General features: G+C 68.3%; 20 protein-coding genes. 12 read left to right on the plus strand and 8 right to left on the minus strand.

The genetic code is table 11. The features are described from left to right. Positions 1-41: 41 nt before the first annotated feature. The 3 genes from AC1DTF_RS08600 to AC1DTF_RS08610 are packed head-to-tail and all read right to left on the minus strand — an operon-like array spanning position 42 to position 2,242. A complete protein-coding gene (locus tag AC1DTF_RS08600; RefSeq protein WP_477473773.1) occupies positions 42-914 on the minus strand; it encodes an alpha/beta fold hydrolase in 873 nt (290 codons plus the stop codon). Further along, complete coding sequence (locus AC1DTF_RS08605) at positions 914-1,594, minus strand: TetR/AcrR family transcriptional regulator (protein WP_477473774.1); 681 nt, start codon at positions 1,592-1,594, stop codon at positions 914-916. The genes AC1DTF_RS08600 and AC1DTF_RS08605 overlap by 1 nt, the downstream gene beginning before the upstream one ends. A gap of 57 nt (positions 1,595-1,651) precedes the next feature. Further along, complete coding sequence (locus AC1DTF_RS08610) at positions 1,652-2,242, minus strand: DUF4232 domain-containing protein (RefSeq protein WP_477473775.1); 591 nt, start codon at positions 2,240-2,242, stop codon at positions 1,652-1,654. 70 nt (positions 2,243-2,312) lie between these two features. Here AC1DTF_RS08610 and AC1DTF_RS08615 point away from each other — a divergent pair, with 70 nt between their 5' ends. The 8 genes from AC1DTF_RS08615 (at position 2,313) to AC1DTF_RS08650 (ending at position 9,501) form a co-directional block, all read left to right on the plus strand. Continuing rightward, positions 2,313-4,043 carry a hypothetical protein gene (locus tag AC1DTF_RS08615; RefSeq protein WP_477473776.1) on the plus strand — a complete coding sequence of 577 codons (1,731 nt, stop codon included), beginning with the start codon at positions 2,313-2,315 and terminating at the stop codon, positions 4,041-4,043. Positions 4,044-4,118: 75 nt separating this feature from the next. Beyond that, positions 4,119-5,012 carry an Abi-alpha family protein gene (locus AC1DTF_RS08620; protein WP_477473777.1) on the plus strand — a complete coding sequence of 298 codons (894 nt, stop codon included), beginning with the start codon at positions 4,119-4,121 and terminating at the stop codon, positions 5,010-5,012. Then, complete coding sequence (locus AC1DTF_RS08625; RefSeq protein WP_057170298.1) at positions 5,005-6,321, plus strand: DUF445 domain-containing protein; 1,317 nt, start codon at positions 5,005-5,007, stop codon at positions 6,319-6,321. Before AC1DTF_RS08620 ends, AC1DTF_RS08625 begins: the two co-directional genes overlap by 8 nt. Before the next feature lie 24 nt (positions 6,322-6,345). After that, positions 6,346-6,933 (plus strand): hypothetical protein, encoded by a 588-nt coding sequence (locus tag AC1DTF_RS08630; protein ID WP_235571578.1) that lies wholly within the window; start codon positions 6,346-6,348, stop codon positions 6,931-6,933. Beyond that, the gene (locus tag AC1DTF_RS08635; protein WP_477473778.1) at positions 6,933-7,556 is read left to right on the plus strand and encodes a TIGR03085 family metal-binding protein; all 624 of its coding nucleotides are present in this window, start codon (positions 6,933-6,935) and stop codon (positions 7,554-7,556) included. The genes AC1DTF_RS08630 and AC1DTF_RS08635 overlap by 1 nt, the downstream gene beginning before the upstream one ends. Beyond that, on the plus strand, positions 7,556-8,104 hold the full coding sequence (locus tag AC1DTF_RS08640; RefSeq protein WP_477473779.1) for a DUF6461 domain-containing protein: 549 nt from the start codon (positions 7,556-7,558) through the stop codon (positions 8,102-8,104). The genes AC1DTF_RS08635 and AC1DTF_RS08640 overlap by 1 nt, the downstream gene beginning before the upstream one ends. A 19-nt stretch (positions 8,105-8,123) precedes the next feature. Next, positions 8,124-9,065 (plus strand): LLM class F420-dependent oxidoreductase, encoded by a 942-nt coding sequence (locus tag AC1DTF_RS08645; RefSeq protein ID WP_057170301.1) that lies wholly within the window; start codon positions 8,124-8,126, stop codon positions 9,063-9,065. Between the two features lie 22 nt (positions 9,066-9,087). Further along, on the plus strand, positions 9,088-9,501 hold the full coding sequence (locus tag AC1DTF_RS08650) for a hypothetical protein (RefSeq protein ID WP_477473780.1): 414 nt from the start codon (positions 9,088-9,090) through the stop codon (positions 9,499-9,501). A 28-nt stretch (positions 9,502-9,529) separates the two neighbouring features. Here the strand turns inward: AC1DTF_RS08650 and AC1DTF_RS08655 are convergent, their stop codons facing one another. The 4 genes from AC1DTF_RS08655 to AC1DTF_RS08670 all read right to left on the minus strand — a co-directional run bounded on the left by AC1DTF_RS08655 (position 9,530) and on the right by AC1DTF_RS08670 (position 14,713). Then, positions 9,530-11,029, minus strand: coding sequence for a dynamin family protein (locus AC1DTF_RS08655; RefSeq protein WP_477473781.1), 1,500 nt, complete (start codon positions 11,027-11,029; stop codon positions 9,530-9,532). A 42-nt stretch (positions 11,030-11,071) separates the two neighbouring features. Beyond that, positions 11,072-12,892 (minus strand): isoniazid-induced dynamin-like GTPase IniA, encoded by a 1,821-nt coding sequence (gene iniA, locus AC1DTF_RS08660; RefSeq protein ID WP_057170303.1) that lies wholly within the window; start codon positions 12,890-12,892, stop codon positions 11,072-11,074. Between the two features lie 121 nt (positions 12,893-13,013). Continuing rightward, complete coding sequence (locus AC1DTF_RS08665; RefSeq protein WP_057170304.1) at positions 13,014-13,979, minus strand: IniB N-terminal domain-containing protein; 966 nt, start codon at positions 13,977-13,979, stop codon at positions 13,014-13,016. A gap of 236 nt (positions 13,980-14,215) precedes the next feature. Next, positions 14,216-14,713: an Rv0340 family IniB-related protein gene (locus AC1DTF_RS08670; RefSeq protein ID WP_477473782.1), complete on the minus strand. Its 498-nt coding sequence runs from the start codon at positions 14,711-14,713 to the stop codon at positions 14,216-14,218. A 210-nt stretch (positions 14,714-14,923) separates the two neighbouring features. On the opposite strand from AC1DTF_RS08670, the gene AC1DTF_RS08675 reads away from it, so the two are divergent. From AC1DTF_RS08675 to AC1DTF_RS08685, 3 genes are all read left to right on the plus strand, one after another. Beyond that, the gene (locus AC1DTF_RS08675) at positions 14,924-16,711 is read left to right on the plus strand and encodes an Hsp70 family protein (RefSeq protein WP_477473783.1); all 1,788 of its coding nucleotides are present in this window, start codon (positions 14,924-14,926) and stop codon (positions 16,709-16,711) included. 5 nt (positions 16,712-16,716) lie between these two features. Further along, positions 16,717-19,149 carry an isoniazid response ATPase/transcriptional regulator IniR gene (gene iniR, locus AC1DTF_RS08680; protein WP_477473784.1) on the plus strand — a complete coding sequence of 811 codons (2,433 nt, stop codon included), beginning with the start codon at positions 16,717-16,719 and terminating at the stop codon, positions 19,147-19,149. Between the two features lie 204 nt (positions 19,150-19,353). Next, positions 19,354-22,536 carry a (Fe-S)-binding protein gene (locus AC1DTF_RS08685; RefSeq protein ID WP_477473812.1) on the plus strand — a complete coding sequence of 1,061 codons (3,183 nt, stop codon included), beginning with the start codon at positions 19,354-19,356 and terminating at the stop codon, positions 22,534-22,536. A 69-nt stretch (positions 22,537-22,605) separates the two neighbouring features. On the opposite strand, the gene AC1DTF_RS08690 is transcribed toward AC1DTF_RS08685, so the two are convergent. Next, positions 22,606-22,968, minus strand: coding sequence for a hypothetical protein (locus AC1DTF_RS08690; protein ID WP_235571585.1), 363 nt, complete (start codon positions 22,966-22,968; stop codon positions 22,606-22,608). Between the two features lie 125 nt (positions 22,969-23,093). Here AC1DTF_RS08690 and AC1DTF_RS08695 point away from each other — a divergent pair, with 125 nt between their 5' ends. Then, positions 23,094-24,434 (plus strand): pyridoxal phosphate-dependent aminotransferase, encoded by a 1,341-nt coding sequence (locus AC1DTF_RS08695; protein ID WP_156409398.1) that lies wholly within the window; start codon positions 23,094-23,096, stop codon positions 24,432-24,434. Positions 24,435-24,452: the final 18 nt, after the last annotated feature.

A 24,452-nucleotide genomic window follows, 5' to 3' on the forward strand; every position in this document is an offset into this window, starting at 1 on the left:
CCCGGCGCCGCCGACCTGAGTAGTGCGCTACTCAGGTCTGCCTAAAGCACCTCGGCGAGGAAGTTCCGGACCACGGCAACGAACTCGTCGGGACGGTCATAGGTCACGATGTGGCCGGCGTCCGCCACGGTGACCAACCTCGAACCAGGCGTCTGCGCGTGGGCGGCAGCAAGGTCGGCCGCGGCGACCAACGGGTCTCGATCGCCGCGCATCCACAAGATCGGGACGGTCAGCGTGTGCAGCGCGGGTGTGAGGTCGAAGCGCATCGCGCGGGGGCCGTAGGCCTCGATCTGCCAGTCGTCCAGCGCTTTCTCTCCGTGGCGGTTCTTCGCCCGGGCTTCGGTGACGGCCTGGGCGATGATGCGCTCGAATCCCGGGGTATCGGCACCGGCCGTCAAGTTGGCCGCCATGGATGACCGGACGTAGCCGGGATACCGGGTCAGAATCCAGCTGCACAGCCTCAGCAGGCCGGGTGTGTGCATCGTCGCCCAGGTGAGGAATTGATGGGGCCGCTTGGCGCCGATCCCCCCGGGGCCGATCGACACCAGCGCACTCACCCGGTCCGGGTGCTCCAGCGCGAATCCGACTGCCACACCGCCACCCATCGACAGTCCGATCAGTGCGGCCCGCGCCAGCCCGATCTCATCGAGCAGCTCCGCGATGAACCGGCGGTAGAAGGCGTCGTCGAGTGTGCCGGCCCAGGGCCTGCTGCCGCCGTGCCGGGGCAGATCGATGACGTGGACGCGGTGGTCGCGCGCCAAGTCCGGGACCACGTCGTGCCACACGCCCTGGCCGGTGTCGAGCATCGCACCGTGCAACAACAGCAGGGGTGGTCCGGACCGGCCCGCGCGGTACAGCCGCACGGGCCCTCCACAGACCGTCAGATCGGTATGGGATTCGAATACTGCGGACATCAGGGCGCGTCCAACTGATGCAGCTGGGCATCGAGCCGTTCCAGCAGGATCAGTTGCGCCCGCCGGGCTGCCGCGGGATCGACGGGCAGACCGGTCGCCAGTCCCCGCCCGACCAGATCGGCGAACAGCCCGACGGTGTCGCGGAGCTGGTCGTCGCCGCCGACGTCCACGATGCCCGGCGCCTGCAGCAGCCCGACGGTGAAGACACTCAACATGCGCACCAACGGCTCGATCGCCACGTCCGCGTCGATCACCCCGATGCGTTGCAGGGCGACGATGTAGTCGGCGAGCCAGTCGAACCGCTGCTGGTATCGGCCGTCGGAAACGGCGCGGACATGATCGCCGAGGATGGCCTCGTCGCCGAGATACAGGGCGCGCATCAAGGGTTCGGCGAGCAGCGCCTCCACACCGAACCGGTAGATCATCGGCAGGTCGATCACCTCGCCCGCGTCGAGCACCCGTCGATGGACGTCGACGGTCATGGCGCGCATGCTGCGGTTCAGCACGGCCGCCAGGATCGCGGACTTGTCCGGGAACTCAAGGTAGACAGCGCCTTTGCCGATGCCGGCCCGGGCAGCAATTTCGGCGACGGTGGTGGTCGTCCACCCCTTGTCGAGCGCGAGTGCGCGCGCCGCGGTCAGCAGACGTTCTCGCCGATCGGGGATCAGCGGACGGGGCATCACGACGCCCTTTCGTAGTGACCAAAATCTGTTATCTGGTCACTACCATACCTCGCCTCAGGTCACCGAACTGATCAGCGCACTGCACATCGGCATCCCGACGTCCAGGTGCCGCGACTGGAAGGTGTTGGGGGCGATGATGACGACCAGTCCCCACTTCCCGCACGGGCTTTCGGTCTCCCGGTTCACGTCGCTGGCCCGCAGATCAGCGGTGGCGATGTCGCCGGGCGCCAGGGTCAGCAGGGGCGCGGCGTTCTGCTGGCGGCGCTCGACGTGCACGATCGGCAGGTCCACGTCGACGATGTCCGCGCCCGGATAGCCCTGCAGCGTGCACGCCTTGGAGGTCACATTCTCGAACAGCAACACCAGCCGGTACTCCGAGCCCTGCGATTCCAGCGGCTTGTTCGACACCACCAGATCGGTATCCGCGCAGGGCGTGGGCACTGCAGGCTCCGAGGCGACCGGTGACGGCGGCGCGGTGACGGTCACGGTGACCGGCGGGGTCGCGACCACCGTGGTGGTCTGAGCCGGTGCACCGGCCGGGGCGGGCGTGGTCTCGGATTCGGCGGCCGGCGTGACGGGCTCCGACGTGCAACCCGCGAGCAGTGCGGCCGCGATGACGGGCAGCGACAACTTCCACATGTTCATGACAAGAATGAGACGGCATATCGGCGGCTACCGATCCCAAAATCGGCAGCCGGTCGGCAATAATGCCGCGGTGGAACCTGAATCCGGTCAGCCGCGCGGCGCCGCCCAACGCGTCCTGACTCCGATCTGGCAAGAAGCCCGACGCCGTCCCACCCACCTGCGCCCGCGGGCACTTCCGGTGCCGCTGCGCGTGCTCGCTGTTCTCACCTGGCTGGGCGCCGCGGTGATGCTCGCCTTCGGCTTCATCCCCGGCTTCTTTGCACCCGAGGAGCATTCACTTTTCGGCGGCGAGCTGGTCTTCAAGTACTCACCGATCTGGCCACTGCTGTGCGGTCTGGCGGTGGGCTCCGGTGTCGCGGTGGTCGGCTACGTCTACACCGCCACAGCTCCGGATGCGCCCCGGCATCATGCGCTGCTGGCCTGGTGCGCGGGTATCGCGACCCCACTCCTCCCGATCCTGATCCTGACCGCCGACCGGGCCTGGCAGGTGTTCCCGGCGCTCGCGGCGTGGCTGGTGGCCGCGACGCTGGTGATCGCGCAGCTCCATATCCGTCGGCGACCGACCGGTCCCTGGCTGAGCCTCCTGCTGACCTGCCTGGTTGCCGCGCCGTGGGTCCCGAGCATCTGGGCCAACATCCGGTTCGGCCAGGCGCTGCACGCTGTGCCACCCGCGGACCCGAACGACCTCCTCTACCTGCTGCTCGATGACATCGGGGCCCAGACCTACGTCCCGGCGATCGCGCTGGCATTCGTGGCAGCGATGGCCACCGGCGGTGTCGCGCTGGCCGCACATTCCCGGTCGGCCATCGCGCACAGCGTGTCGCGGCACCGGCAGGGCTGGAAGTACACCGCGCTGCTGTGCACGGTGGCCGTGATCATCGTCGTCCTCGAGATCACCGAAGTGGGCGGCATCTCCTCGGGTTTCAAGGAGAACTACTGGACCCCCGGCGGTCCGGGCACCTGGCCGCACGCGATCCTGGTCGCCCTTGCCATTGCCTACGGCACGCGCCGATCGTTCCGGTCGGCCCTGCTGCCCCGCGGCGATGTGCGCACCACGCTGGCTGTCGGGATCAGTGCGCTGGCCGGCCAGATCGTCATCGCGGTGGTGATCATCGTGAACCTGGTCGCCAATGCGATCACCGGCCCCACCGAGGCCAGCATCGCGCCGCCGGCGGGTCTGGAGCTCGCCATCATGTGGCTGGCGCTGTTCACCTTGGTGCCCGTCGCCGTGCGCCGAAGCCGCAACGGCACGGTCGGACAGCTCGTCGCCCGGGTGGGTCTGCTGTATCTCCTACCCGTCTACGTGAACATCACGTTGAGCCAGTTGGGCGTGACCGTACCCGTCGCGTTCTGGGCCAAGCCCACCCAGGTCGTCACCTGCCTCGTCGTGATCGGATGTGCGGCAACCATTCTCGGCCTCGTGGGCCGGCCCACGCCCATCCCGTCCGAGCTGGTGAACCGACTGGTGCTGATCCCACTGCTCATCGTCGTCGGCACCGCGTGGATCCCGAGCGTCCTCGCCGTGCCGCTGACGCCGGTCATCGCGGTGACGGCCGCGCTGTTCGCGCTGCTGTGGGCAATGCCGCCGGATTCCGGAGCGGCGCACACCGGAGTTGTGCTCGCGGTATCGGCGCAATTGCTTCTGGTCGCGGCGGCGGCCGGCATCGTCACCGTCTATCAGGACTTCTCACCCGACGACACGACGCTGGCACTGTTGCTGTTCGCGGTGCCGCTGAGCACGCTGCTGTGCACCCAGGTCCGGTCCGCGACCGAGGGCACCGACCCGCCGCCGTCGCTCTAGCCGGTAACGTGCCTTATCCGGTCAGAGTGGACCGCAGAGCCGCTCACCCGTCGCGCACATAGGGGTCGATCACAGGTGTCAGAGCACAGTCGTCATCACGGCCCGGCCGAGGTCCCCGTCGACGTCCCGATCGAGGATGTCATCGACAGCCCGGCCGAGACCGTCGAAACCCCCGAGGCCGAGGAACCTGTCGAGGCCACCGTCACCGACAAGACACCAGTCAAGCGCAACGGCTTCAACCGCCGCGGGTTCCGTTTCGCCACCCCGCTCGGTGACATCGCCATCGCCATCCGCACCCCCAAGCAGCAACCGGTGGTGCCGAAATGGTTCGACCCGCTGGGGATCACGGATCGCGCGATCGACKCCGCCAAGACCGGCCTCAAACTCGCCAGCTGGACCGAGGAGCAGCTCGCCACCTTGGTGAAGAACCGGTTGGAAGCCCTGGACGCCGCGCCGCGGCCGTTGAAGTCCGCAGAGGATGCGCCGTCGGCGACCGACTCGCTGCACACCAAGCTGGGCCGGCTGCTGGATCGCGCCCTGGACCAGAGCACCAGCGGCAGCCAGCAGGAGCTCTATCACCGGCTACTCGACCAGCTCGTCGCCGATGAAGCTCGCATCGTCGGCGCGTTGTCGGACGGCACGTCCTCACCGCTGGTCAACGTGCACAGCCGGTCGCGCAACCAGGTCGTGCTGCAGAACGCGTGCCTCATTGGGCGCACCGCAAACGTCGCACTTCCCCATATGGTCCCGCAGTACGTCGATCATCTGCTATCCCTTGGTCTGGTTGAGACCGGTCCCGAGGACCCGTCCCGAAAAGCGGACTATGAGGTGTTGATGGCGGAGCCGATGGTGCTGAAGGCGGTCAAGAGCGCATCGCGCGGGCCGTTGATCGCCCGGACGGAGAAGTTGTCGTTGCGCCTGTCGGGCCTGGGCCAGGGGCTGTGGGCGGCCGCAGTCGCCAATGAGTAGCCAGACGGTCCTCGCCATCCAGTCCTGGCAGGAGATCCAGGCCGATTTCGGCGCCAACTGGTTCATCTACCTGTCCATGCCGTTCGTGGCGGCCTTCGTCGGGTGGAGCACCAAGATCGTCGCGGTGGAGATGCTGTACCGCCCAATGGAATTCAAAGGGATCGGCCCGTTCGGCTGGCAGGGCATCGTGCCGCGCCGGGCCGGCAAGGTCGGCTCCAAGACCATCGAACTGCTCACCCAGAACCTGCTCAAACCCGAGGAACTGCTCGACCGCGTCGACGCCAAGGAAGCCGTCGAGGCGCTGCGCGAACCGCTGACCGAAGCCATCGACGAGATCTCCCGCGAGGTCGCCGAACAGATCCGGCCCGGCCTGTGGGACTCGCTGCCCGAAGCCGGCCGGCGGGCCATCCAGAAGCGCATCCACGATGAGACACCGCGCGTCGTGGAATCGCTGATGAACGAGATGCGCTCCGATCTCCCGCGATTCGTCGACATCCAGTACCTGGCCGTCACCACCCTGGTCCGCAACAAAGACAAGCTGAACAAGCTGATGCGCGGTATGGGCGATGACGCGATGGCGTTCGTCCGGCGCAGCGGCATCTATTTCGGGCTCGTCATCGGCGTCGTGCAGATGTTCGCCTGGGCGTTGTTCCAGAATCCGTGGATCATGCCGGCCTTCGGTTTCGGCGTCGGCTTCATCAGCGACTACATCGCCTTGAACATGTTGTTCCGACCCATCGAACCGAAGAAGTATCTCGGCTTCATCCCGTTCCAAGGTCTGCTGCACGCGCAGCGGGACAAGGTCACCCGCGACTACGCCAGGATTCTGGCCGAGGACCTGTTCTCCCCCGAGATCCTGTTCGACGGCGTGCTGCGCGGCCCGGGCGCGGACAAACTGTTCAGTCTCGTCGGCAAGGAAGTCAGCGCGGCCATCGATGCGCAGACCGGGATGGCCGCGCCCTTGGTCAAGCTGGCCGTCGGCACCCAGCGGTACAACGCACTCAAGGACAATATGGTCCAGATGGTGCTGGCGCAGCTGCCGACCACGCTGCTGGAGGCCCAGGATTACGCGATGAACGTGCTCGACCTGGAGAACACCATCATCGACAAGATGAGCCAGCTCAGCAACGAGGAGTACGAATCCATCCTGCGGCCGGTCTTCAAGGACGACGAGCCGACCATGATCGCGGTCGGTGCCGTCCTCGGCGGAGTGGTCGGCGAACTCCAGGTGGTGCTCATCGAGAACTTCGGCAACGAGCCCGGCCACCAGGCGCTGCCCGACGCGCTGCGCATCGCGCTGCACCAGTAGCCGGACGCACGGTGTGCTGCCCCGATGATCGGCGATCTGCCCGGTAGCCTCGAACTCGTGGCAGGCAGGGCGATACGGGCAGCGGCGTGCATCGGGACCGGCGCCATCGCGCTCACCCTGGTGCTCGCCGGATGCAGCGACAGCACAGACGGAAACCCGGTCGGTTCGGCGCCCTCGGGTACCGAACCTGACTTCCCGACGACGCGGCCCAGCCGCACCACCTCCACGACGCCACCTGCGCCACCCACGTCGGCCACCCCGGTGCCGGCCGGTCCCGAGGCCCTCGCACCGCAGAACGGTTACGTCTATCTCGAGACGAAATCGGGGCTCACCCGCTGCCAGCTCAACGTCGAAGCAGTCAGCTGCGAGGCCGAATTCGAGAAGTCACCGAGCATCGACGGGTTTCCGGCCAACGGCGTGAACCTCAACGCCGACGGCGCCGTCACCTGGGTGTCCGGGAACCTCGGCGACATCCCGACGGTGCCGCTGGATTACCGCACCTACACCGCGCTGGGCTGGACCATCGAGGCCACGGAGGCCGGCACGCGTTTCACCAACGACGGGACCGGGCATGGCATGTTGGTCCGAATCGAAGGTGTGGAGACGTACTGATGACTGTTGCCCGCAAGGAACGTGCGGCGTTGGTGGACACCATGCGGGCCGCCGGACCCGACGCACCCACCCTCTGCGAGGGCTGGAACGCCCGTGACCTGGCCGCGCATCTGGTGGTCCGCGAACGGCGCCTGGACGCCGCGCCCGGGATCCTGGTGCCCAAGCTCGCCGGTTACACCGCCCGCGTGCAGGAGCAGGTGACGGCGTCCACCGACTGGCCCGAACTGCTCGCCCAGGTTGCGGCCGGCCCGCCGCTCTACTCCCCCTTCATCCTGATCGACCGGTTCGCGAACGTCAGCGAGATGTTCATCCACAACGAGGATGTCCGCCGTGCCGGAACCAGCTGGGAACCAAGGATTCTCGACGAAGAGACGACGGACGCGCTGAGCGGCCAGGTCGGCATGTTCGCGCGGATGACGCTGTCGAAGTCCCCGGCCCGGGTATCGCTGACCACGCGAGAGGGCAAGATGCTGGCCACCGCGGGCAAGGGTGCGCCGGTGACGGTCACCGGCGATCCCGGTGAGTTGTTGTTGTTCTCCGCCGGACGCGAGCCGGCCCGGGTCAGCTTCGACGGGGACGCCGACGCCATCGCCGCGGTACAGGGCAGCCGCCGCGGTCTGTGATGGCCGACGGGTCCTGGACCGATGAGGGTCACTGCGTCACACTGCTCAGCGGCATCGAACCCGACGCGGTCCTCGCGGCGCTCGGCGCGAGCACCATCGCGCACGCGGACGGTATCGATGCCGTGGTGGCCCGCACGGTCGAGCGCTGGGATGCCGGCTACCGGCCCGACGAGGCGATCATCGCGGTCACCGAAGCCGGCCCCGGCTGGTCGTTGATCGCCGAGGTCAACGGCTATCTCGGCGTCACCGAAGCCGCCATGGAGCCGCTGTCCGGTGGCCGGACCGTCGTCTCGCATTTCCGCAACATCAACTCGGTCAGCCGCTTCCACTGGTGGCGTGACGGCCGGTTACTGCTCGATGTCGATCTGCTGTTCCCGGACGAGCGGCTCGGCGCCGAACCCGATGTGCTCGGGGACCTGCAGGATCTGGGCGCCGACCTGACCGCAGCCGGTTTCACACTCGCCGAGCGGATCACCGGGGTGAGCTGCACCCAAGAACTGTTCGAGCGGGCCGGGTTCACCGTCGCGATCGCCGCCCTGCCCGGGTGAAGCAACTAGGCTTGCTCGCATGCCTTCCCTCGACTTCCGTGTCTTCGTCGAACCCCAGCAGGGCGCGAGCTACGCCGATCAGCTCGCCGTCGCGCAAGCCGCCGAACAGCTCGGATATTCCGCCTTCTTCCGGTCCGACCACTACCTGGCGATGGCCGGTGACGGCCTGCCCGGCCCGACCGATTCCTGGGTGACGCTGGCCGGCATCGCGCGCGAGACCAACACCATCCGGTTGGGCACCATGGTCACCTCCGCTACCTTCCGGCACCCGGGACCGTTGGCCATCGCCGTCGCGCAGGTCGACGAAATGAGCGGCGGCCGAGTCGAACTCGGCATCGGCGCCGGCTGGTTCGAGGCCGAGCACGCGGCGTACGCCATCCCGTTCCCGCCGTTGGGTGAGCGTTTCGACCGGCTCACCGAGCAGCTGCACATCCTCACCGGGCTGTGGGACACCCCGGTCTTCGAGACCTTCGACTACGCGGGAACGCATTACACCGTCAAGGATTCCCCGGCGCTGCCCAAGCCTGCGCAGACACCGCACCCGCCGATCATCATCGGCGGCGGCGGCCCCAAGCGGACACCCGCGCTGACCGCGCAGTTCGCCGACGAGTTCAACATCCCGTTCGCCTCGCTGGAAGACCTGACAGCGCAATACGATCGGGTCGCCACCGCGGTCGCTGCCGCCGGCCGCGCCCCGGACTCGCTGATCTACTCGGCCTGCTTCGTGCTGTGCGCGGGCAGCGGCGAATCCGAGCTCACCCGCCGCGCCGCAGCGATCGGCCGGGAACTCGATGAGATGCGCGGCAACTCACCGGTCGCGGGCACCGCCGACGAGATCGTGGACAAGCTGGGCGCCTTCACCCGGGCCGGCGTCCAGCGGGTCTACCTGCAGGTTCTGGACATGTCCGATCTCGACCACCTGGCCTTCTTCTCCTCGGAGGTCATCCGGCAGCTGGATTGATCCGGGGCTACTATCGGTGGCCGTGACGGGCGATCCCAAGTGGCATGAGCGAACGCCCACCCTGCTGGCGGCCAGCGTGGCCGCACTCGCGGCCATCGCACTGATCGTGTGGTTGACGATGTTCGTGGTCCGCCAGGCCGGCACCACCGAGCCGGCACCGCTGGAGTACGTGACGCCGTTCTCGGACAGTTCGTCCAGCACCGACTCATCGTCGACCACGACGTCGACGATCACCAGTACCCGGCCACCCGAGACGACCGATATCACCGACATCTCCACGCCGTCGTCCTCCTCGGAGACCTCATCCTCATCGGAGCGGCCGACCCGCACGCCGCGCTCGCGGGCGAACGACGATGACGACGAAGAGGACGAGACCACCACAACCCGGCGCCGGGCCCGCCAGAACGAGACCCGGACGCTGTACCCGCAGCCCTAGCGTCGTCGTCTTCTCTTCGCGCGAGCGCTTATCGACCCCGCGCGTGGAACTCCGCGACCAGCCCTTCGGCGCTGCGCACCGCCGCCCGGCACGCTCTGGTGGTGAACGGATCGTTGAGCGGGTGATCTGCGCGACGGCGCCATCGCTGGGTGGCGGCGAACGCCGCGCGGGGGCCGTCGTTCGGAGCGTCGGGACCCAGGCCCAGCCTGCTGGCCGCGTCGGTTCCCGAGCCACCGATCAGGCGCCGCAGCGAGGACATCTCGTCCTCGGTCAAGGTGGTTGGCCGGGAACGCAATTGGCTCAACAGGCGCAGCTCCTCGAAGGCGTGCGCATCGGCGAGCAGCGGTTCGATGTCGGCGAGGATCTGCCGGCTGGCAAAGATCGGATTGATCTGGACGAATCGGCGCAACGACAACAGCGCGGTGTGCGCCTTGAGCAGGTCGGAGCGCTGCGCGAACTGCTGGTCGATGACGTCGCGCAGCGCGATCAGGCCGCTGCGTTCCAGCAGTTCGTCGGCCAGCGCCACCGAATCGCTGATCCCGGCGCTGAGCACGGCGATGGAGATCCGGATACCGAACATGCCGAACCGCTCCAGCAGGGCGGCGCGGGTCGCGGCGTCGACCGGCAGCGAGGCATCCTCCCGCACGAAGCGGTCCACGCTGAGCATCGCCTTCGCCAGCTCCGCGGACGGCACCCCGGCCAGCTTCTCCAGCGCGACGAACTCGCTCTGGCGCAGTGTGCGCGCGGTCAAGGCGAGCAGCCCTGACACCGGCACCACGGCCTGGCAGATGCCGGTCTTGTCCATCTCGGCGGTGAACCGGGTGGCGACATCACGGGCCGAGAGCATGGCGTCGATGCGACCGGCACCGATCTCGTCGGCGCGGGAGGCCACCCCGATCACGCCGAGCGCACCCGAGGACCCACCGACGAGTTCGCCGATCTGTTTGAGCAGCGCGATGTCGGCGGCATTGAGGGTGCGCAGCAGGAAGACCACCGCGTCCACCCGCGGCACCCCGTCCTCGGGGACCAGCAGCCGCAACGTCCGCTGCGACACGTCGCGCGACAGCGACGAGGTGCCCGGGGTGTCGATGATCGTGGCGTCGGTCAGTTCGGCGGCCGGCCATTCCACGTCGAGATCCTCGACGTCCTCGGGGTCGAGTCCGGTGAAGCTGAACGTCAGGCTGCGTTGCTGGTCGCCGGCGGCGCGGGCGATCGGGACGTTGGACCGTCGGCCGTCACGGTGATTGGCCGTCACCTTCGGGGACGGCCCGTGCCGGAACCGGGTGACGATGCGGGTGGCCTCGGTGGCGTCGGTCGGGGCGATGTCCTCGCCGACCAGTGCGTTGACGAGCGTGGATTTGCCAGCCTTCAGTGTGCCGGCCAGTGCAATGCGCATCGGCTCGTTCAGCCGGCGCTCGATCCGTTCGAGTTCGGCGTGCACATCGGGGCGCTGCCGGTACACGGGGTCGGCCCGGTAGGCCGCAATCGTGCCACCGAGAATTGCGCGCACGTTATCGCTGGTGCTCATGACGGGGCCAAGCTTAGAGGGGGCGAGCGAAGCGACGGGGAATCAACGGGGGGCTACCAGCTTGTCGACGTTGTCGACGACCTGCTTGAGGATGTTGAGCTGACGTTCCAGCTCCTTGATGCGGGTGTTGCGCTCGTCCTCTTCCATCTTGGCCGACGCGAGAGTGGCCTGCAGCGACTCGTTGAGTGAGCGGCTGGTCTGGTTGGCGATACCGCGGTAATGGTCGCGCAGTTGCCGTTGCACGGCGCGCAACCGGTCCCGGGATTCTTTGTTCACGATGAAGGAGATGTCGTCGACGAATCGGCGCGCATTGGTCTTCGCCTCGTTGCGTACCCGCAGCATCCGGTTCTCCATGTCCTCCTTGTAGGCCTTGCGGCCCAACAGGAATCCCGCCCCCAGCGACAACGGATTGAACATGCCCAGCCCGGCGAACGAGGTGAGCATGCCGAACATCAGGATGCCGCCGTAGGAGCCGCGCATGCCGGTGACCACCTTGTGGCCGGCCTTGATCGGTTTGGCCTCCAGCCGGGCCACCGACTTGAACTCCCCGAAACCGGCGCCCATGTCGCGGGCACTGACCTCCGGCAGTTCGACGACGTCGAGGCCCGCCTCGGTGAACAACCGGGCGACCTCGGCGGCCAGCGCCTCGGCACGCTGGTAGGCCCAGACGAAGTTGTCCCCGACCGCGGTGGCCACGGCGGTCTCCAGTTCGGTGCCGATCTCGGCCCAGTGCTGGGTGGGATCGCAGCCGTCGATCACCTTCTCGGTGTGGGCGGTGATGTGGCGGAAGCGGTTGCGCAGATCGTGATCGACATCGGCGGTCAGGTCGGCGATGCCGTCGTTGAGGGTCTGCTGCCACAGCGCGGTCTGCTGCAACGCTTCCTGGGCTTCTTCTTTGCGCCGCTCCAGGTCCGCGGTGAGCCGTTCGCGGGCAGCCGGATCGTTGAGCACGGACAGCTCACTGTGCACGGTGAGCGTCAGATGTTCTGCGGCGGCGCGGATCTCACCGAGCACATGGTCACGGATCCGATCGTTCTCCCGTGACATCACCTTTTCGGACAGGAATTTGATGATGGCCGGGAAGTTGGATTCCTCGTTGAGCTCTTTGTCATTGAGGGTGACGGCGTGACTGCGCAGCACCGAACTGGCCGGGATCACCGGGGTGCTCACGGCGGCGTGGCGCAGGTGCGCCTCGTTCGCGGCGACGACGTCCCGCCAATGCGGGTACAGGTCGGTCTTGGTGGCGACAATTGTTGCGACCGGGCAGATTTCGACGGCCTGTCGGATGAAGGTCATCTCCGGTTCGGTGAATTCCTGGCTGGTGTCGCTGATCATCAGCATGGCATCGGCGTCGGGCAGCAGGCCCAGCGTCGCCGATAGGTGGGGCTGGCCGTGCCCGCCGACACCGGGGGTGTCCACGAACGCCAGGCCGTTCTTGAGCATCTGGCTGGGCACGCCGACCTCGACCCGGAGCACCTCGCGCCCCTCGGCCGCCGGTGCCCGGCGCAGATCGTTCTTCAGCTCCGACATGTCRATGTCGACGAATTCGGCATCGTCGCCCTCGGGGGTCACCACCACCAGGCGTGCGGTCGGCGTCTCGGCGTAGAAGACCACGGTGGCCAGCACGGTGCTCTCGTCGTCCCCCACCCGGGCCACTGGGATGTTCAGCAGCGAGTTGAGCAGTTGGCTCTTGCCCTGCTTGAGCTGGCCGGCGATGACCACCCGGATCTGCGGATCGGTGATCCGCTCCTTGGCGATGCGCAGCCGTTCCGCCAGGTCGGCGCGTTCGTACAGACCGGCGATCTTGGTGGTGTGGTCGATGAGTTCGACGATCACCTTGACCGGGCGTGCGGATTGCGTCATCTCGCCCCTTCCTGAGGGTCAACCGTAGGCGCGCCGACTGGCGGGGACCAGGAAGCGGTCCCCGCCAGTCGGATTGTCGGGTCCGGGATCAGGGCTCCCGGGCGAGCGTAGCGACGGGAAATCAGAACAGTCCGGCGTCGACGTTCGTCTCGATGGTGTTGTCCACGTCGAGGGTGTTGGAGTTGTCCACCGAGTTGTCGATATCGGTGTCCACCACGGTGGTGGTCACGCTGTCGTCATCGCTGGCGTCCAGGGTGCCGGAGTTGTCGATGATGGTGATGCCGCCACCGTTGCCGGCGTCGCCGCCGCTGGAGTGACCGCCCCCGATCAGGCCACCGCCGGCGACCGAGCCGCCACCGTTGCCGCCGCTGGTGTCGACGTCGTTGAGCACCGGGCCCTCGTTGTCGGAGATGATGTCGTCCCCGGCGATCTGGGAGTTGTCCTCCACCTCGTTCTCGTCGCCGATGATGACCGGCGAGTGGTTGCCGGTCTCGACGTCGACCTTGGTGTTGTCCGTGACGTTGTCGTCGCCGACCACATTGCTGTCACCGGTGACGTTCTCGTCGCCGACCACGATGTCCTCGCCGGTGATGTTCTCGTCGCCGACCACGTTGCCGTTGCCGGTGGTGACGGTGCCCGCGTTGTCACCGTCGACCACGACGCCACCGTCGGTGGCGGTGTTGGAGGTCTTGTTGCCGAAGGTGATGTCACCGAAGCCGAGGTTGAAGCCGCCGACCTGCGAGTTGGCACCGGAGCTCTGGTCGGGGCTCAGGAACTCCGCGTTGGTCTTGTTGTGGCTGGCGATGTCGGTCTCCGGGGCGAAGGTCCGCTGCGGGGCGTACATCGGGGCGAACGAGTTGGCCAGGCTGTGGTGATCGGCGACCGCGCGCTGCAGGCCGAGCACCGGGTCCCCGCCACCGAGGGCGACGCCGGCCGGGGCTGCCGTGGCCGCGACGGCCGACAGCTGGGCGGCGGTGACGTTCGGCAGGCCGGCGTCACGCAGGGCCTGCTCCGGATCGCTCACGAAGGCACCGGCCAGGTCGGGGCTACGGAAGAGGTCGAGGATGTAGTCGATGATGGTGGTCATTGGAGTGCCTTTCTCAGGAGGTATGTGGTTCCTGTCGCTGGGTGGTCCGGCGAACTGAAGACAACGTTATGGGCGCCGCGACCCCCGTGAAACGGGGCGCAATCCCCTCCTCCACCAACCCCGTACCGGGGTGTGGGGGACGCCCCCATTAGGGGATTAGGGGGTCGTGGGGGGCACACGAAAAAGCCCGCCCTGCCGCGGGGAATCGCAGCTGGGCGGGCTCGGGTCGAGCGTGATCAGTCGAAGAGGTCGAAGCCGGCCGCGTCCGGTGCCGCGCTCCACTCGTGATCGAGGATGTTGTCGTGCAGCGGGAGATCCTCGACCACGGTGTTCACCGGGACATCGGCGTACTCATCGTCGAGGCCCTGGACGACCCCGACACCGTCATCGGTGATGCTCGGCACCTCGTGGACGGGTAGGTCGTCCAGCCCGTCGGCGATCACCGGCACCGAATCGTCGATCCCGAACGCATCGAAGGCCGYGGTGGCGGCGCCGCTGGTCCAGACGTTGGAATCGACGGCCGGGAGGGTGCCGGCCCAGTTGGTGGCATCGACACCGGGTACCGCCGAGGACAGCGATTCGGCGACGACCGGGATCAACTGGTCGACGTCGGCACTCGTCACATCGGACAGGTGGGCGTCGGCGATGGCCGCGGCGGGATCGGCGGCGTAGCGTGCCGCAGCGTCGGAGTCCCGCACCAGCGACATCACGAAGTCGAGCAGTGAGTTGGCCATGAGTTGGTGCCCGCCCCATCCTTCCCGGAGTTACATCTGAAGCTTGTGCACCGATGTTATCGAGGGATGGGCCCGCTGAGATCGGTGCTGAACCCAGCCATCAGGTGCACCCGTTAGGGGATCGCCCGTTAGGGGTTCCGACACGTTAGGGGGATTCCCGCTGATGGGGTATGCCAGCCGTTAAGGTGAGTGCTTGCAGAAGGAGGTCGCATGAGCGACTCGCTCGGATTGTCCGTCGGGATGACCAATCTGGTGGCGGCCCGCGAGGGTCGGCCGCCGGTCACACGCCGGTCGGTGCTGACCCTGTTCAGCGACCGGGCGCCCGAGGTCGGTGTCCCCAGCGAGAACCCCAACCTGGGCCACCCCGGCCTGGTGCTCGGCGGTTTCGTGGACCGCGTCGGTGACCCGGTACCGCTGGTGGCCTCCGACGGGTCCTCACACCGCGGCGATCAGGTACTCGCCGAAGCTCTCGACGCCATGACCCACACGGTCGGCGGCGGCAACCCCATCACCATTGCGCTGCCCGCGCACTGGGCGCCCTCGGTGGTGGCTGCCCTGCAGACCGCCCTGCGCAACAAGCCCGGACTGGCCGCCGCGGCGGTGGTGCCGGATTCGGTCGCCGCGCTGGCCGGTCTGCGTTCCAGCCTGCCGCCCCAGGGTGTCGTCGCCCTCGTCGACCTCGGTGGCAGCGGCACCAGCGTGACGCTGGCCGACGCCGGCGCTCAGCTCGCCCCGATCGGCGCGACCCTGCGGTACGCCGATTTCTCTGGTGAGCAGATCGACCAGGCGCTGCTCAACCACGTCATCGCCGGTATCGCCGATGCCGGCGACGCCGACCCGGCAGGCACCGCCGCCGTCGGGTCACTGGGACGGCTGCGCGACGAATGCCGCCGGGCCAAGGAACGCCTGTCCGCCGACACCGCCACCGTGGTGCCCGCCGAACTTCCCGGCTACAGCTCCGATGTGCGGGTCACCCGCGCCGAGCTCGACCAGCTCATCGACGCGCCGCTCGGCGGGCTGCTGGCCGGTGTCGAAGAACTGTTGCAGCAGAGCGGCATTGCGCCCGGACGGTTGAGCGCGGTCGCGACCGTCGGTGGCGGTGCCGCCATTCCGCTTGTCACGCAACGGCTCTCCGAACGCCTGCAGGTTCCGGTCGTCACCGCCCCGCAGGCCGCGACCCTCGCGGCGGCCGGCGCGGTCCTGGTTGCCGATCTCGCCTCGGAGGCCGGCGCGGCGACGGGCCTGGCCCCGGCGGCAATCCCGGACCCCGAAGCCACCGGAATGGCCCCGACGATGGGCTGGGCCGGTGGTGCAGCCGCCGCCGACGCGGAGGCCCCCGGCGGCCTGGCGTGGTCCCAGGATGAGGACGCACCGACCGGTGAACCGGTCCCCTACCAGGGTCCTGATTACGAAACCGGTTACGCCCCAACCCCTACCGATGCCCGCCCGCCGATTGCGTTCACCCCCGGCGAGGACGATTACCCCGCCGAGCCCGAACCGCTGCCCTGGTACAAGCGCCCGCCACTGCTGTTCGGCGCCGCCGCCGCGGCCGCCCTGCTGGCCGTGGGTGGCCTCGCCGTCACCCTGACCGGGACCAGCAGCCCGAGTGGTCCGGTCACCGAGACCGCGACGAGTTTCTCCACCGAGCCCGGGCAGCCCGGCGAGCCGGTGGTGACCGAACCCCAGACCGTGACCGTCACCGGTGACGACGGTCTGGTGACGACCTCCGAGATTCCGCCGCCACCGCCGCCGTCGACCACGACGACGACCACCACCCCGTCGACCACGTCGTCCACCACGACGACGACCACCACCACGACCACCACCACGACGACGACCACGACGACTCCGCCCACCACGACGACGACGAAGCCGGTCACCACGACCACTGCACCGCCCGTCACGACGACCACCGTGGTGCCGCCCCCGCAGCCCGAACCCGAGCCGGAGCCGATACCGGAGCCCGAGCCCGCGGAGCCCGCCGCCGCGGCCGGATAGTCATCGTGGGCTCGGACTCCGGTGCGATCGCGGCGTTGATCGCGGCTCCCTCCGAGCCGGTCAAGGTGCTGATCTCCGGGGGTATCGGCGCCGGTAAGACGACACTGCTCAGCACGGTGCGCACCGCCTTGCGGGAGGCCGGCGTGCCGGTGCTGAGCCGGCCCGCGGACGACAGCCCCGGCGCCCTGATCGTCGATGACGCCCATCTGCTCGGCGACGACGAACTCGCGTTGCTGTGCGAACGGGCCGCCGAGCCGGGGCGCACCGTCGTCGTGGCCGCCGAACCACTGGCCCACCACGGCGCCCTGCGTGCACTGACGCTGGCGCTGACCCGGGAGAATCCCGCGGTGATACTGGGTGCCCGCACGCCCGCCGAGCTGGCCCATGTCGAGCAGCTGGACGCCGTGCTGGCCGCGACGGCGGGGATACCGTTCCTGCTCGCGGCCGCGGAGGGCGCCGACGCACCGGCCGACGCTGCCCGGTTCGCGCTCGTGGAACGATTGCGCCGCCTCGATCAACCGGTGCTCGACACCCTGCTGCTGTGCTCACTGGATCCGCGTCTCGGGCCCGACGATATCGCCGCCGCGTTGCGGGTGGAAGCCGTTGCGGCCCAAGCACTTGTGGATCGCGCCCGGGCCAGTGGGCTGCTGGAGCCGGGCCGGCACCGAGCGTTCCGGCGCACCCTGCATCAGGCGGTGGCCGAGATCGTCGGCACCGCGCGCCACCATGACACCGAGATTGCGCTGCTGCAGTCGCAGCTCGACATGACCACGCTGTCAGCCGATCTCGCGCTCGGACTAGCAGAACACGGACTGCGGGACGGCCGGCTGGCCGAGGCGTTGACCTCGTTGGCGGCGCGGCACCGCGACGAACCCGCGCGGGCGGCGCGGCTGTACCGCGCGGCATCCGATGCCGGCTCGACCCAGCTGAGCACCGAACTCGGCGATGCGCTGGCGCTGACCGGTGACTGTGCAACCGCCGCGCGGCTGGCCGACGACCTACTGGGCTCCGCCGACCCCGCGCAGCGTGCCGCGGCGGTGCGGATCGCGGCGAGTGTGTCCATGCATGACGGCAGCGCCACCGCGGCAGCCGACCTGTTCCGCTGGCTCGGTCCGTACCCGGATGCATTCATCGGTTCGGCGGGCGCTGTGGTGTCGGTCGCCACCGGTGACATCGCCACCGCCCGGGCCGCACTCGATGTCGAGGACAGCGGTCCGCCGACTTCCACCGCGCGCGCGGCCCGCAGCCTCGCCGAAGGACTGCTCTACACCTTGGATCGGCCGTTCCCGACCGCCATCGGCCGGCTGAGTCAGGCGATCACCGCGGAGTGGTCGTCCACCCGGGTCGCGCCGGACAGCCCCGCCGCCCTGGTCACCCTGGCAGCGCTGCACGGCGGCGATCCGGTTCGCGCCCGCAGCATCATCGGGCGCGCCGCCGGTGCCGAACCCGGGCACGGCGAGGTCTTCAGCGCTCACCGGCACCGGCTGCTGCTGGGCTGGACCCGGATGCTGGACGGCCAGCTCAACCGGGCCGCCGCCGATGCCGCCGCGGTCGACCCGGCGGCCCTGCACCGCCGCGACGCGCTCTGGTCGGCGGCGCTACGCACCGCGATCGCGCGGCGCGCCGGTGACACCGGCGCCAWGCAACAGCACTGGTATGCCGCCATGGAGGTGCTGGCCGAGTATTCGGTGGACCTGTTCTCGCTGCTGCCGTTGGGCGAACTGTGGGTCGCGGCCGCCCGGCTGCGCCTGGTGGACCGGCTGCAACATCACCTCGATGACGCACTGGACCTGCTGGACACGCTGGGCCGGCCGCCGCTGTGGTCGGTGCCGCTGCACTGGTCCGGGGTGCACGCCGGGATCCTGGCCAATTCACCGGACGCGGTCGCCCCGCACGGTCAGGCCCTCACCGCCGCGGCCGCCGACAGCACCTATGCGCGGGCGCTGGCCACCGCCGGGCGGGCGTGGCTGCGGGTGCTCGCCAACCAGGTCGACGTCGACGACGTGACGCTGGCCGCCCGCGCGCTCGCACAGTTCGGGCTGACCTGGGATGCGACCCGGCTGGCCAGTCAGGCCGCGTTGCAAACACCTGATCCCCGGGTGTCSGGGGTGATGCTGCAACTCGCGCGGGACCTGAAGTCCACCACCCCCGACGCCCCGGACGGTCCGGATGCGCGCGAGACCTTCGCCGACGCCGCGCGGCCGCCGGGAGCCGTCCCGCGTGCCGGCGCGGCGCCGTCATCGCGACTGTCGGACCGCGAACGCGAGGTCGCCGAATTGCTGTTGCTCGGTATGCCCTACCGCGATATCGGCAGCCAACTTTTCATCTCGGCCAAGACCGTCGAACATCACGTCGCACGCATCCGGCGCCGCCTCGGAGCGGAGTCCCGCTCGGAGATGTTGTCGATGTTGCGCGCACTTCTGGGCACCCCCGCCTGAGCTCGGGCACCCGTCCCTCGAGGCGACCAACTAGTGAGTTAGGTCAGCCTTGCTAGCGGTATGACAAACGGTGATGTAACTATGAGCAGGCAAATAGCCTAAGTTACCGCTCAGTAACTATACTCAAGTTACCGGCTAGTAACTTAAACCTCGGGGAGGCACGCGGTGCAGCACACGCTCGAAGTGAGCAGGTTGGTCCTCGCAATGCTGATGACCGCCGTCGTCTTGGTGTTCGCCGCCAAGCGCGTGCTGTGGCTGACGAAGCTGATCAGCTCAGGCCAGAAAGTGGGCGACGAGCGCGGCCGGAAGAACGATCTGGTCAAGCGCTTCCTGAACCAGAACAAGGAAGTCTTCGCCCAGTCGAAGCTCCTCAAATGGTCGATCCCCGGTATCGCGCACTTCTTCACCATGTGGGGCTTCTTCGTCCTCGGCTCGGTGTATGTCGAGGCCTTCGGCGTGCTGTTCGACCCCGAGTTCCACATCCCGTTCGTCGGCCGCTGGGCCGTCCTGGGATTCCTGCAGGACTTCTTCGCCCTCATGGTGCTGCTCGGCATCCTGACCTTCGCGATCATCCGTCTGACCCGCGAGCCCAAGAAGATCGGCCGTGACTCCCGCTTCTACGGCTCGCACACCGGCGGCGCGTGGGAGATCCTCTTCATGATCTTCCTGGTCATCGCCACCTACGTGCTGTTCCGCGGCGCCGCGGTCAACGTGCTCGGCGAGGAGTTCCCCTACCAGTCCGGCGCCTTCCTCTCCGATGGCATGGCCTGGCTGCTGGCCCCGCTCGGCGCGACCGCGAACATGTGGATCGAGACCCTCGCCCTGATGGGTCACATCGGCGTCATGCTGGTGTTCCTGCTGATCGTGCTGCACTCCAAGCACCTGCACATCGGCCTGGCCCCCATCAACGTCACCTTCAAGCGCCTGCCCGACGGCCTGGGCCCGCTGCTGCCCATGGAGCACAAGGGCGAGCCGATCGACTTCGACGATCCCGCCGAGGACGCGGTGTTCGGCCGCGGCAAGATCGAGGACTTCAGCTGGAAGGGCTACCTCGACTTCACCACCTGCACCGAGTGCGGCCGCTGCCAGTCGCAGTGCCCGGCCTGGAACACCGGCAAGCCGCTGTCCCCCAAGCTCGTGATCATGAACCTGCGCGACCACATGTTCGCGAAGGCGCCGTACTTCCTCGACGGCAAGGAGAGCCCGCTCGAGAACACCCCCGAGGGTGGTCTGGGCGAGGAGATCCGCGGCGAGAAGCACGACGAGAAGCACTCGCACGACCACGTGCCCGAGTCCGGCTTCGAGCGCATCCCGGCCGATTCCCCGCTGCAGGCGACCCGGCCGCTGGTCGGCACCCTTGAGCAGGGCGGCGTCATCGATCCCGACGTGCTGTGGTCCTGCACCAACTGCGGTGCCTGCGTGGAGCAGTGCCCGGTCGATATCGAGCACATCGACCACATCGTGGACATGCGCCGCTACCAGGTCATGGTCGAATCCGAGTTCCCCGGCGAGCTCGGCGTGCTGTTCAAGAACCTGGAGAACAAGGGCAACCCCTGGGGCCAGAACGCCAAGGACCGCACCAACTGGATCGACGAGGTCGACTTCGACGTCCCGGTCTACGGCGAGGACGTGGACTCGTTCGACGGTTTCGAGTACCTGTTCTGGGTCGGCTGCGCCGGCGCCTACGAGGACCGCGCCAAGAAGACCACCAAGGCGGTCGCCGAACTGCTCGCCACCGCGGGCGTGAAGTACCTGGTGCTGGGCACCGGAGAGACCTGCACCGGCGACTCCGCCCGTCGCGCCGGTAACGAGTTCCTGTTCCAGCAGCTCGCGGCGCAGAACGTCGAGACCATCAACGAGCTGTTCGAGGGCGTCGAAGCCGTCGACCGCAAGGTCGTCGTCACCTGCCCGCACTGCTACAACACGATCAACCGCGAATACCCGCAGCTGGGCAGCAACTACACCGTGGTGCACCACACCCAGCTGCTGAACCGCCTGGTCCGCGACAAGCGACTCATCCCGGTGACCTCGGTCGACCAGGAAGTCACCTACCACGACCCGTGCTTCCTGGGCCGGCACAACAAGGAGTACGAGGCCCCGCGTGAGCTGGTCGGCGCGGCCGGCGCGAAGCTCACCGAGATGCCCCGCCACGCGGACCGCGGCCTGTGCTGTGGTGCCGGTGGCGCCCGGATGTGGATGGAAGAGCACATCGGTAAGCGCGTCAATACCGAGCGCACCGAGGAGGCCATCGACACCGGCGCCTCCGCGATCGCGACCGGTTGCCCGTTCTGCCGCGTGATGATCACCGACGGTGTCGACGACGTCGCCGCCGCCCGGGACATCGAGAAGGTCGAAGTGCTCGACGTCGCGCAGCTGCTGCTGAACTCGCTGGACACCAGCCTGTACACGCTGCCCGAAAAGGGCACCGCCGCAGCGGCTTCCGCAGAACGCGCCGAGGCCCGTGCCACGCTGGAGGCCGAGCAGGAAGCGGCCGCTGTCGCGGCTGCTCCCGCCGTCGAAGACGAGGTCGAGGAGGCCGACAAGCCGGCCGCTGCGGCCGCCGCAGCTCCGGTCACCGGACTCGGATTGGCCGGGGGCGCCAAGCGTCCGGGCGCCAAGAAGGCCGCTGCTCCGGCCGCCGAGGCCGCACCCGCTGCCGAGGCCGCCGCCCCCGCGGCACCGGCCAAGGGGCTCGGATTGGCCGGGGGCGCCAAGCGTCCCGGTGCCAAGAAGGCCGCCGCGCCCGCTGCACCTGCTGCCGAGGCCGCACCCGCTGCTGAGGCCGCCGCCCCCGCGGCACCGGTCAAGGGGCTCGGATTGGCCGGGGGCGCCAAGCGTCCGGGCGCCAAGAAGGCCGCCGCGCCCGCTGCACCTGCTGCTGCGGCCGCTCCGGCTGCCGAAGCCCCCGCCGAGGCCGCACCTGCCACGCCCGAACCCGAGGTCAAGGGACTCGGGATCGCCTCGGGCGCACGCCGTCCGGGTGCCAAGAAGGCTGCTCCGGCAGCGGCCGCGCCGGCCGCTCCGAAGGCCGAGGAGGCCCCGGTCGCCGAGGCGCCTGCGGCCGAGCCCGCTCAGCCCGCGGAACCGGCCAAGCCAGAGCCGCCGGTCGTGGGTCTGGGTATCGCCGCCGGCGCACGCCGTCCGGGTGCGAAGAAGGCAGCGCCCACGGCGCCGGCTGCTGAGCCGGCTCCCGCGGCGGAGCCCGCCGCCGAACCTGTCGCTGAGGCCGCGCCCGAGGTGGTCGACGACGCACCTGAAGCACCCGAGGCACCGGCCGCCGAGCCGTCGTCGAACGGTTCCAGCGGTGCGGACCGCGTCGTCGGCGACGAAGCACCGGTCAAGGGTCTCGGTATCGCCAAGGGCACCCGCCGACCGGGCAAGCGCTGACTCTCAGCTCCATCCGCGATTTGCGCACATTCCGTAACGCTCACCGTTACGGAATGTGCGCAACTTCGTTCAGGAGACCTGTTTCAGCTGGAATGGCGTCGCACTGGTGATTCCGCCCGGACACGCGCCATTGGAATCGGCGGACAAGATGCCGCGCAGCGACACCGGGTCGACCTCCATCGAAATGACGGCCGGCTGGAAACTGCCGTCCGGACAAATGAATCCGTCGGGTTTGGTGACGGAGAAATACCAAATGCCATTGGTCAACGTCATCGGGCTTGTCCAGCCCGCATTGCTGGCGACAGTCCCCGCGCAACCGGCCGGCCCGCAGGTACTCGCGATGTTCCAGACGTTCTCGGGGTCACCCTCCGCGCCGGAATAGGCGCCATTGAGCAGCGGTGGTTCAGCCTGCGCAGCGGCGGCGAATGCCACACCGACAGCCACAGTGATCCCGAATGCCGCGCCCAGCGAACGTGTTATCGACGTCATAATGATCCGGAAAATAGCACCGCGCCACCGAAAAACCGCGGATACGCACCGGTTATGCCCGTCAATTTATGGCGCGGGTGTCGAATTGTTACTTCGGCCAGAAAATCGGTTTGCGAACCCGTGGGAGACTTGAGCCCGTGAGTACCCATCAGCTGCCTGACAAGACGTGGCATTCCAGCCAGCAGCCGCGCCCGCGGACGTTCGCTCAGTCGACCAAGCTGCAGGACGTTCTCTATGAGATCCGCGGCCCGGTACACGAGCAGGCCTCCCGTCTGGAGGCCGAGGGGCACCGCATCCTCAAGCTCAACATCGGCAACCCGGCGCCGTTCGGCTTCGAGGCCCCCGATGTGATCATGCGCGACATCATCGGTGCGCTGCCGCACGCGCAGGGCTACTCCGACTCCAAGGGCATCATCCCGGCCCGCCGCGCCGTGTTCACCCGCTACGAGCTCGTCGAGGGCTTCCCGAAGTTCGACGTCGACGACGTCTTTCTGGGCAACGGCGTCTCCGAGCTCATCACCATGACCTTGCAGGCCCTGCTCGACAACGGCGACCAGGTCCTGATCCCGGCACCGGACTACCCGCTGTGGACGGCGTCCACGGCGCTGGCCGGCGGCACCCCGGTGCACTACATGTGCGACGAGACCCAGGGTTGGAATCCCGATATCGCCGACCTGGAATCAAAGATCACCGACCGCACCAAGGCGCTGGTCGTGATCAACCCGAACAACCCGACCGGCGCGGTGTACAGCCGCGAAATCCTGGAGCAGATGGTCGAACTCGCGCGCAAGCATCAGCTGCTGCTGCTCGCCGACGAGATCTACGACAAGATCCTCTACGACGACGCCAAGCACATCAGCCTGGCGACGCTGGCACCCGACATGCTGTGCCTGACGTTCAACGGCCTGTCCAAGGCCTACCGGGTGGCGGGATACCGCTCGGGCTGGCTGGTGATCACCGGACCCAAGGAGCACGCGAGCAGCTTCCTGGAGGGCATCAATCTGCTCGCCAACATGCGGTTGTGCCCGAATGTGCCTGCCCAGCATGCGATTCAGGTGGCCCTCGGTGGCCATCAGAGCATCGACGACCTGGTGCTGCCCGGTGGCCGGCTGCTCGAACAGCGCGATACCGCCTGGACGAAGCTCAACGAGATTCCCGGTGTCTCCTGCGTCAAGCCCGAGGGTGCGCTGTACGCCTTCCCCCGGCTCGACCCGGAGGTCTACGACATCCACGACGACGAGCAGCTGGTGCTCGATCTGCTGCTGCAGGAGAAGATCCTGGTGACCCAGGGCACCGGATTCAACTGGCCCACACCGGATCACCTGCGCATCGTGACGCTGCCGTGGTCGCGTGATCTGGCCAGCGCCATCGAACGCCTCGGCAACTTCCTGGTGAGCTACCGGCAGTAGCCGAGGCRCCGCCTACGC

Source organism: Mycobacterium sp. P4_H6 (assembly GCF_056400845.1).

Bases quoted from the DNA above. Each gene is read 5' to 3' on its own strand.
- AC1DTF_RS08600 (WP_477473773.1), bottom strand. From the start codon at position 914: ATGTCCGCAGTATTCGAATCCCATACCGATCTGACGGTCTGTGGAGGG.
- AC1DTF_RS08605 (WP_477473774.1), bottom strand. From the start codon at position 1,594: ATGCCCCGTCCGCTGATCCCCGATCGGCGAGAACGTCTGCTGACCGCG.
- AC1DTF_RS08610 (WP_477473775.1), bottom strand. From the start codon at position 2,242: ATGAACATGTGGAAGTTGTCGCTGCCCGTCATCGCGGCCGCACTGCTC.
- AC1DTF_RS08625 (WP_057170298.1), top strand. From the start codon at position 5,005: ATGAGTAGCCAGACGGTCCTCGCCATCCAGTCCTGGCAGGAGATCCAG.
- AC1DTF_RS08630 (WP_235571578.1), top strand. From the start codon at position 6,346: ATGATCGGCGATCTGCCCGGTAGCCTCGAACTCGTGGCAGGCAGGGCG.
- AC1DTF_RS08635 (WP_477473778.1), top strand. From the start codon at position 6,933: ATGACTGTTGCCCGCAAGGAACGTGCGGCGTTGGTGGACACCATGCGG.
- AC1DTF_RS08640 (WP_477473779.1), top strand. From the start codon at position 7,556: ATGGCCGACGGGTCCTGGACCGATGAGGGTCACTGCGTCACACTGCTC.
- AC1DTF_RS08645 (WP_057170301.1), top strand. From the start codon at position 8,124: ATGCCTTCCCTCGACTTCCGTGTCTTCGTCGAACCCCAGCAGGGCGCG.
- AC1DTF_RS08655 (WP_477473781.1), bottom strand. From the start codon at position 11,029: ATGAGCACCAGCGATAACGTGCGCGCAATTCTCGGTGGCACGATTGCG.
- AC1DTF_RS08665 (WP_057170304.1), bottom strand. From the start codon at position 13,979: ATGACCACCATCATCGACTACATCCTCGACCTCTTCCGTAGCCCCGAC.
- AC1DTF_RS08675 (WP_477473783.1), top strand. From the start codon at position 14,924: ATGAGCGACTCGCTCGGATTGTCCGTCGGGATGACCAATCTGGTGGCG.
- AC1DTF_RS08685 (WP_477473812.1), top strand. From the start codon at position 19,354: ATGCTGATGACCGCCGTCGTCTTGGTGTTCGCCGCCAAGCGCGTGCTG.
- AC1DTF_RS08695 (WP_156409398.1), top strand. From the start codon at position 23,094: ATGGCGCGGGTGTCGAATTGTTACTTCGGCCAGAAAATCGGTTTGCGA.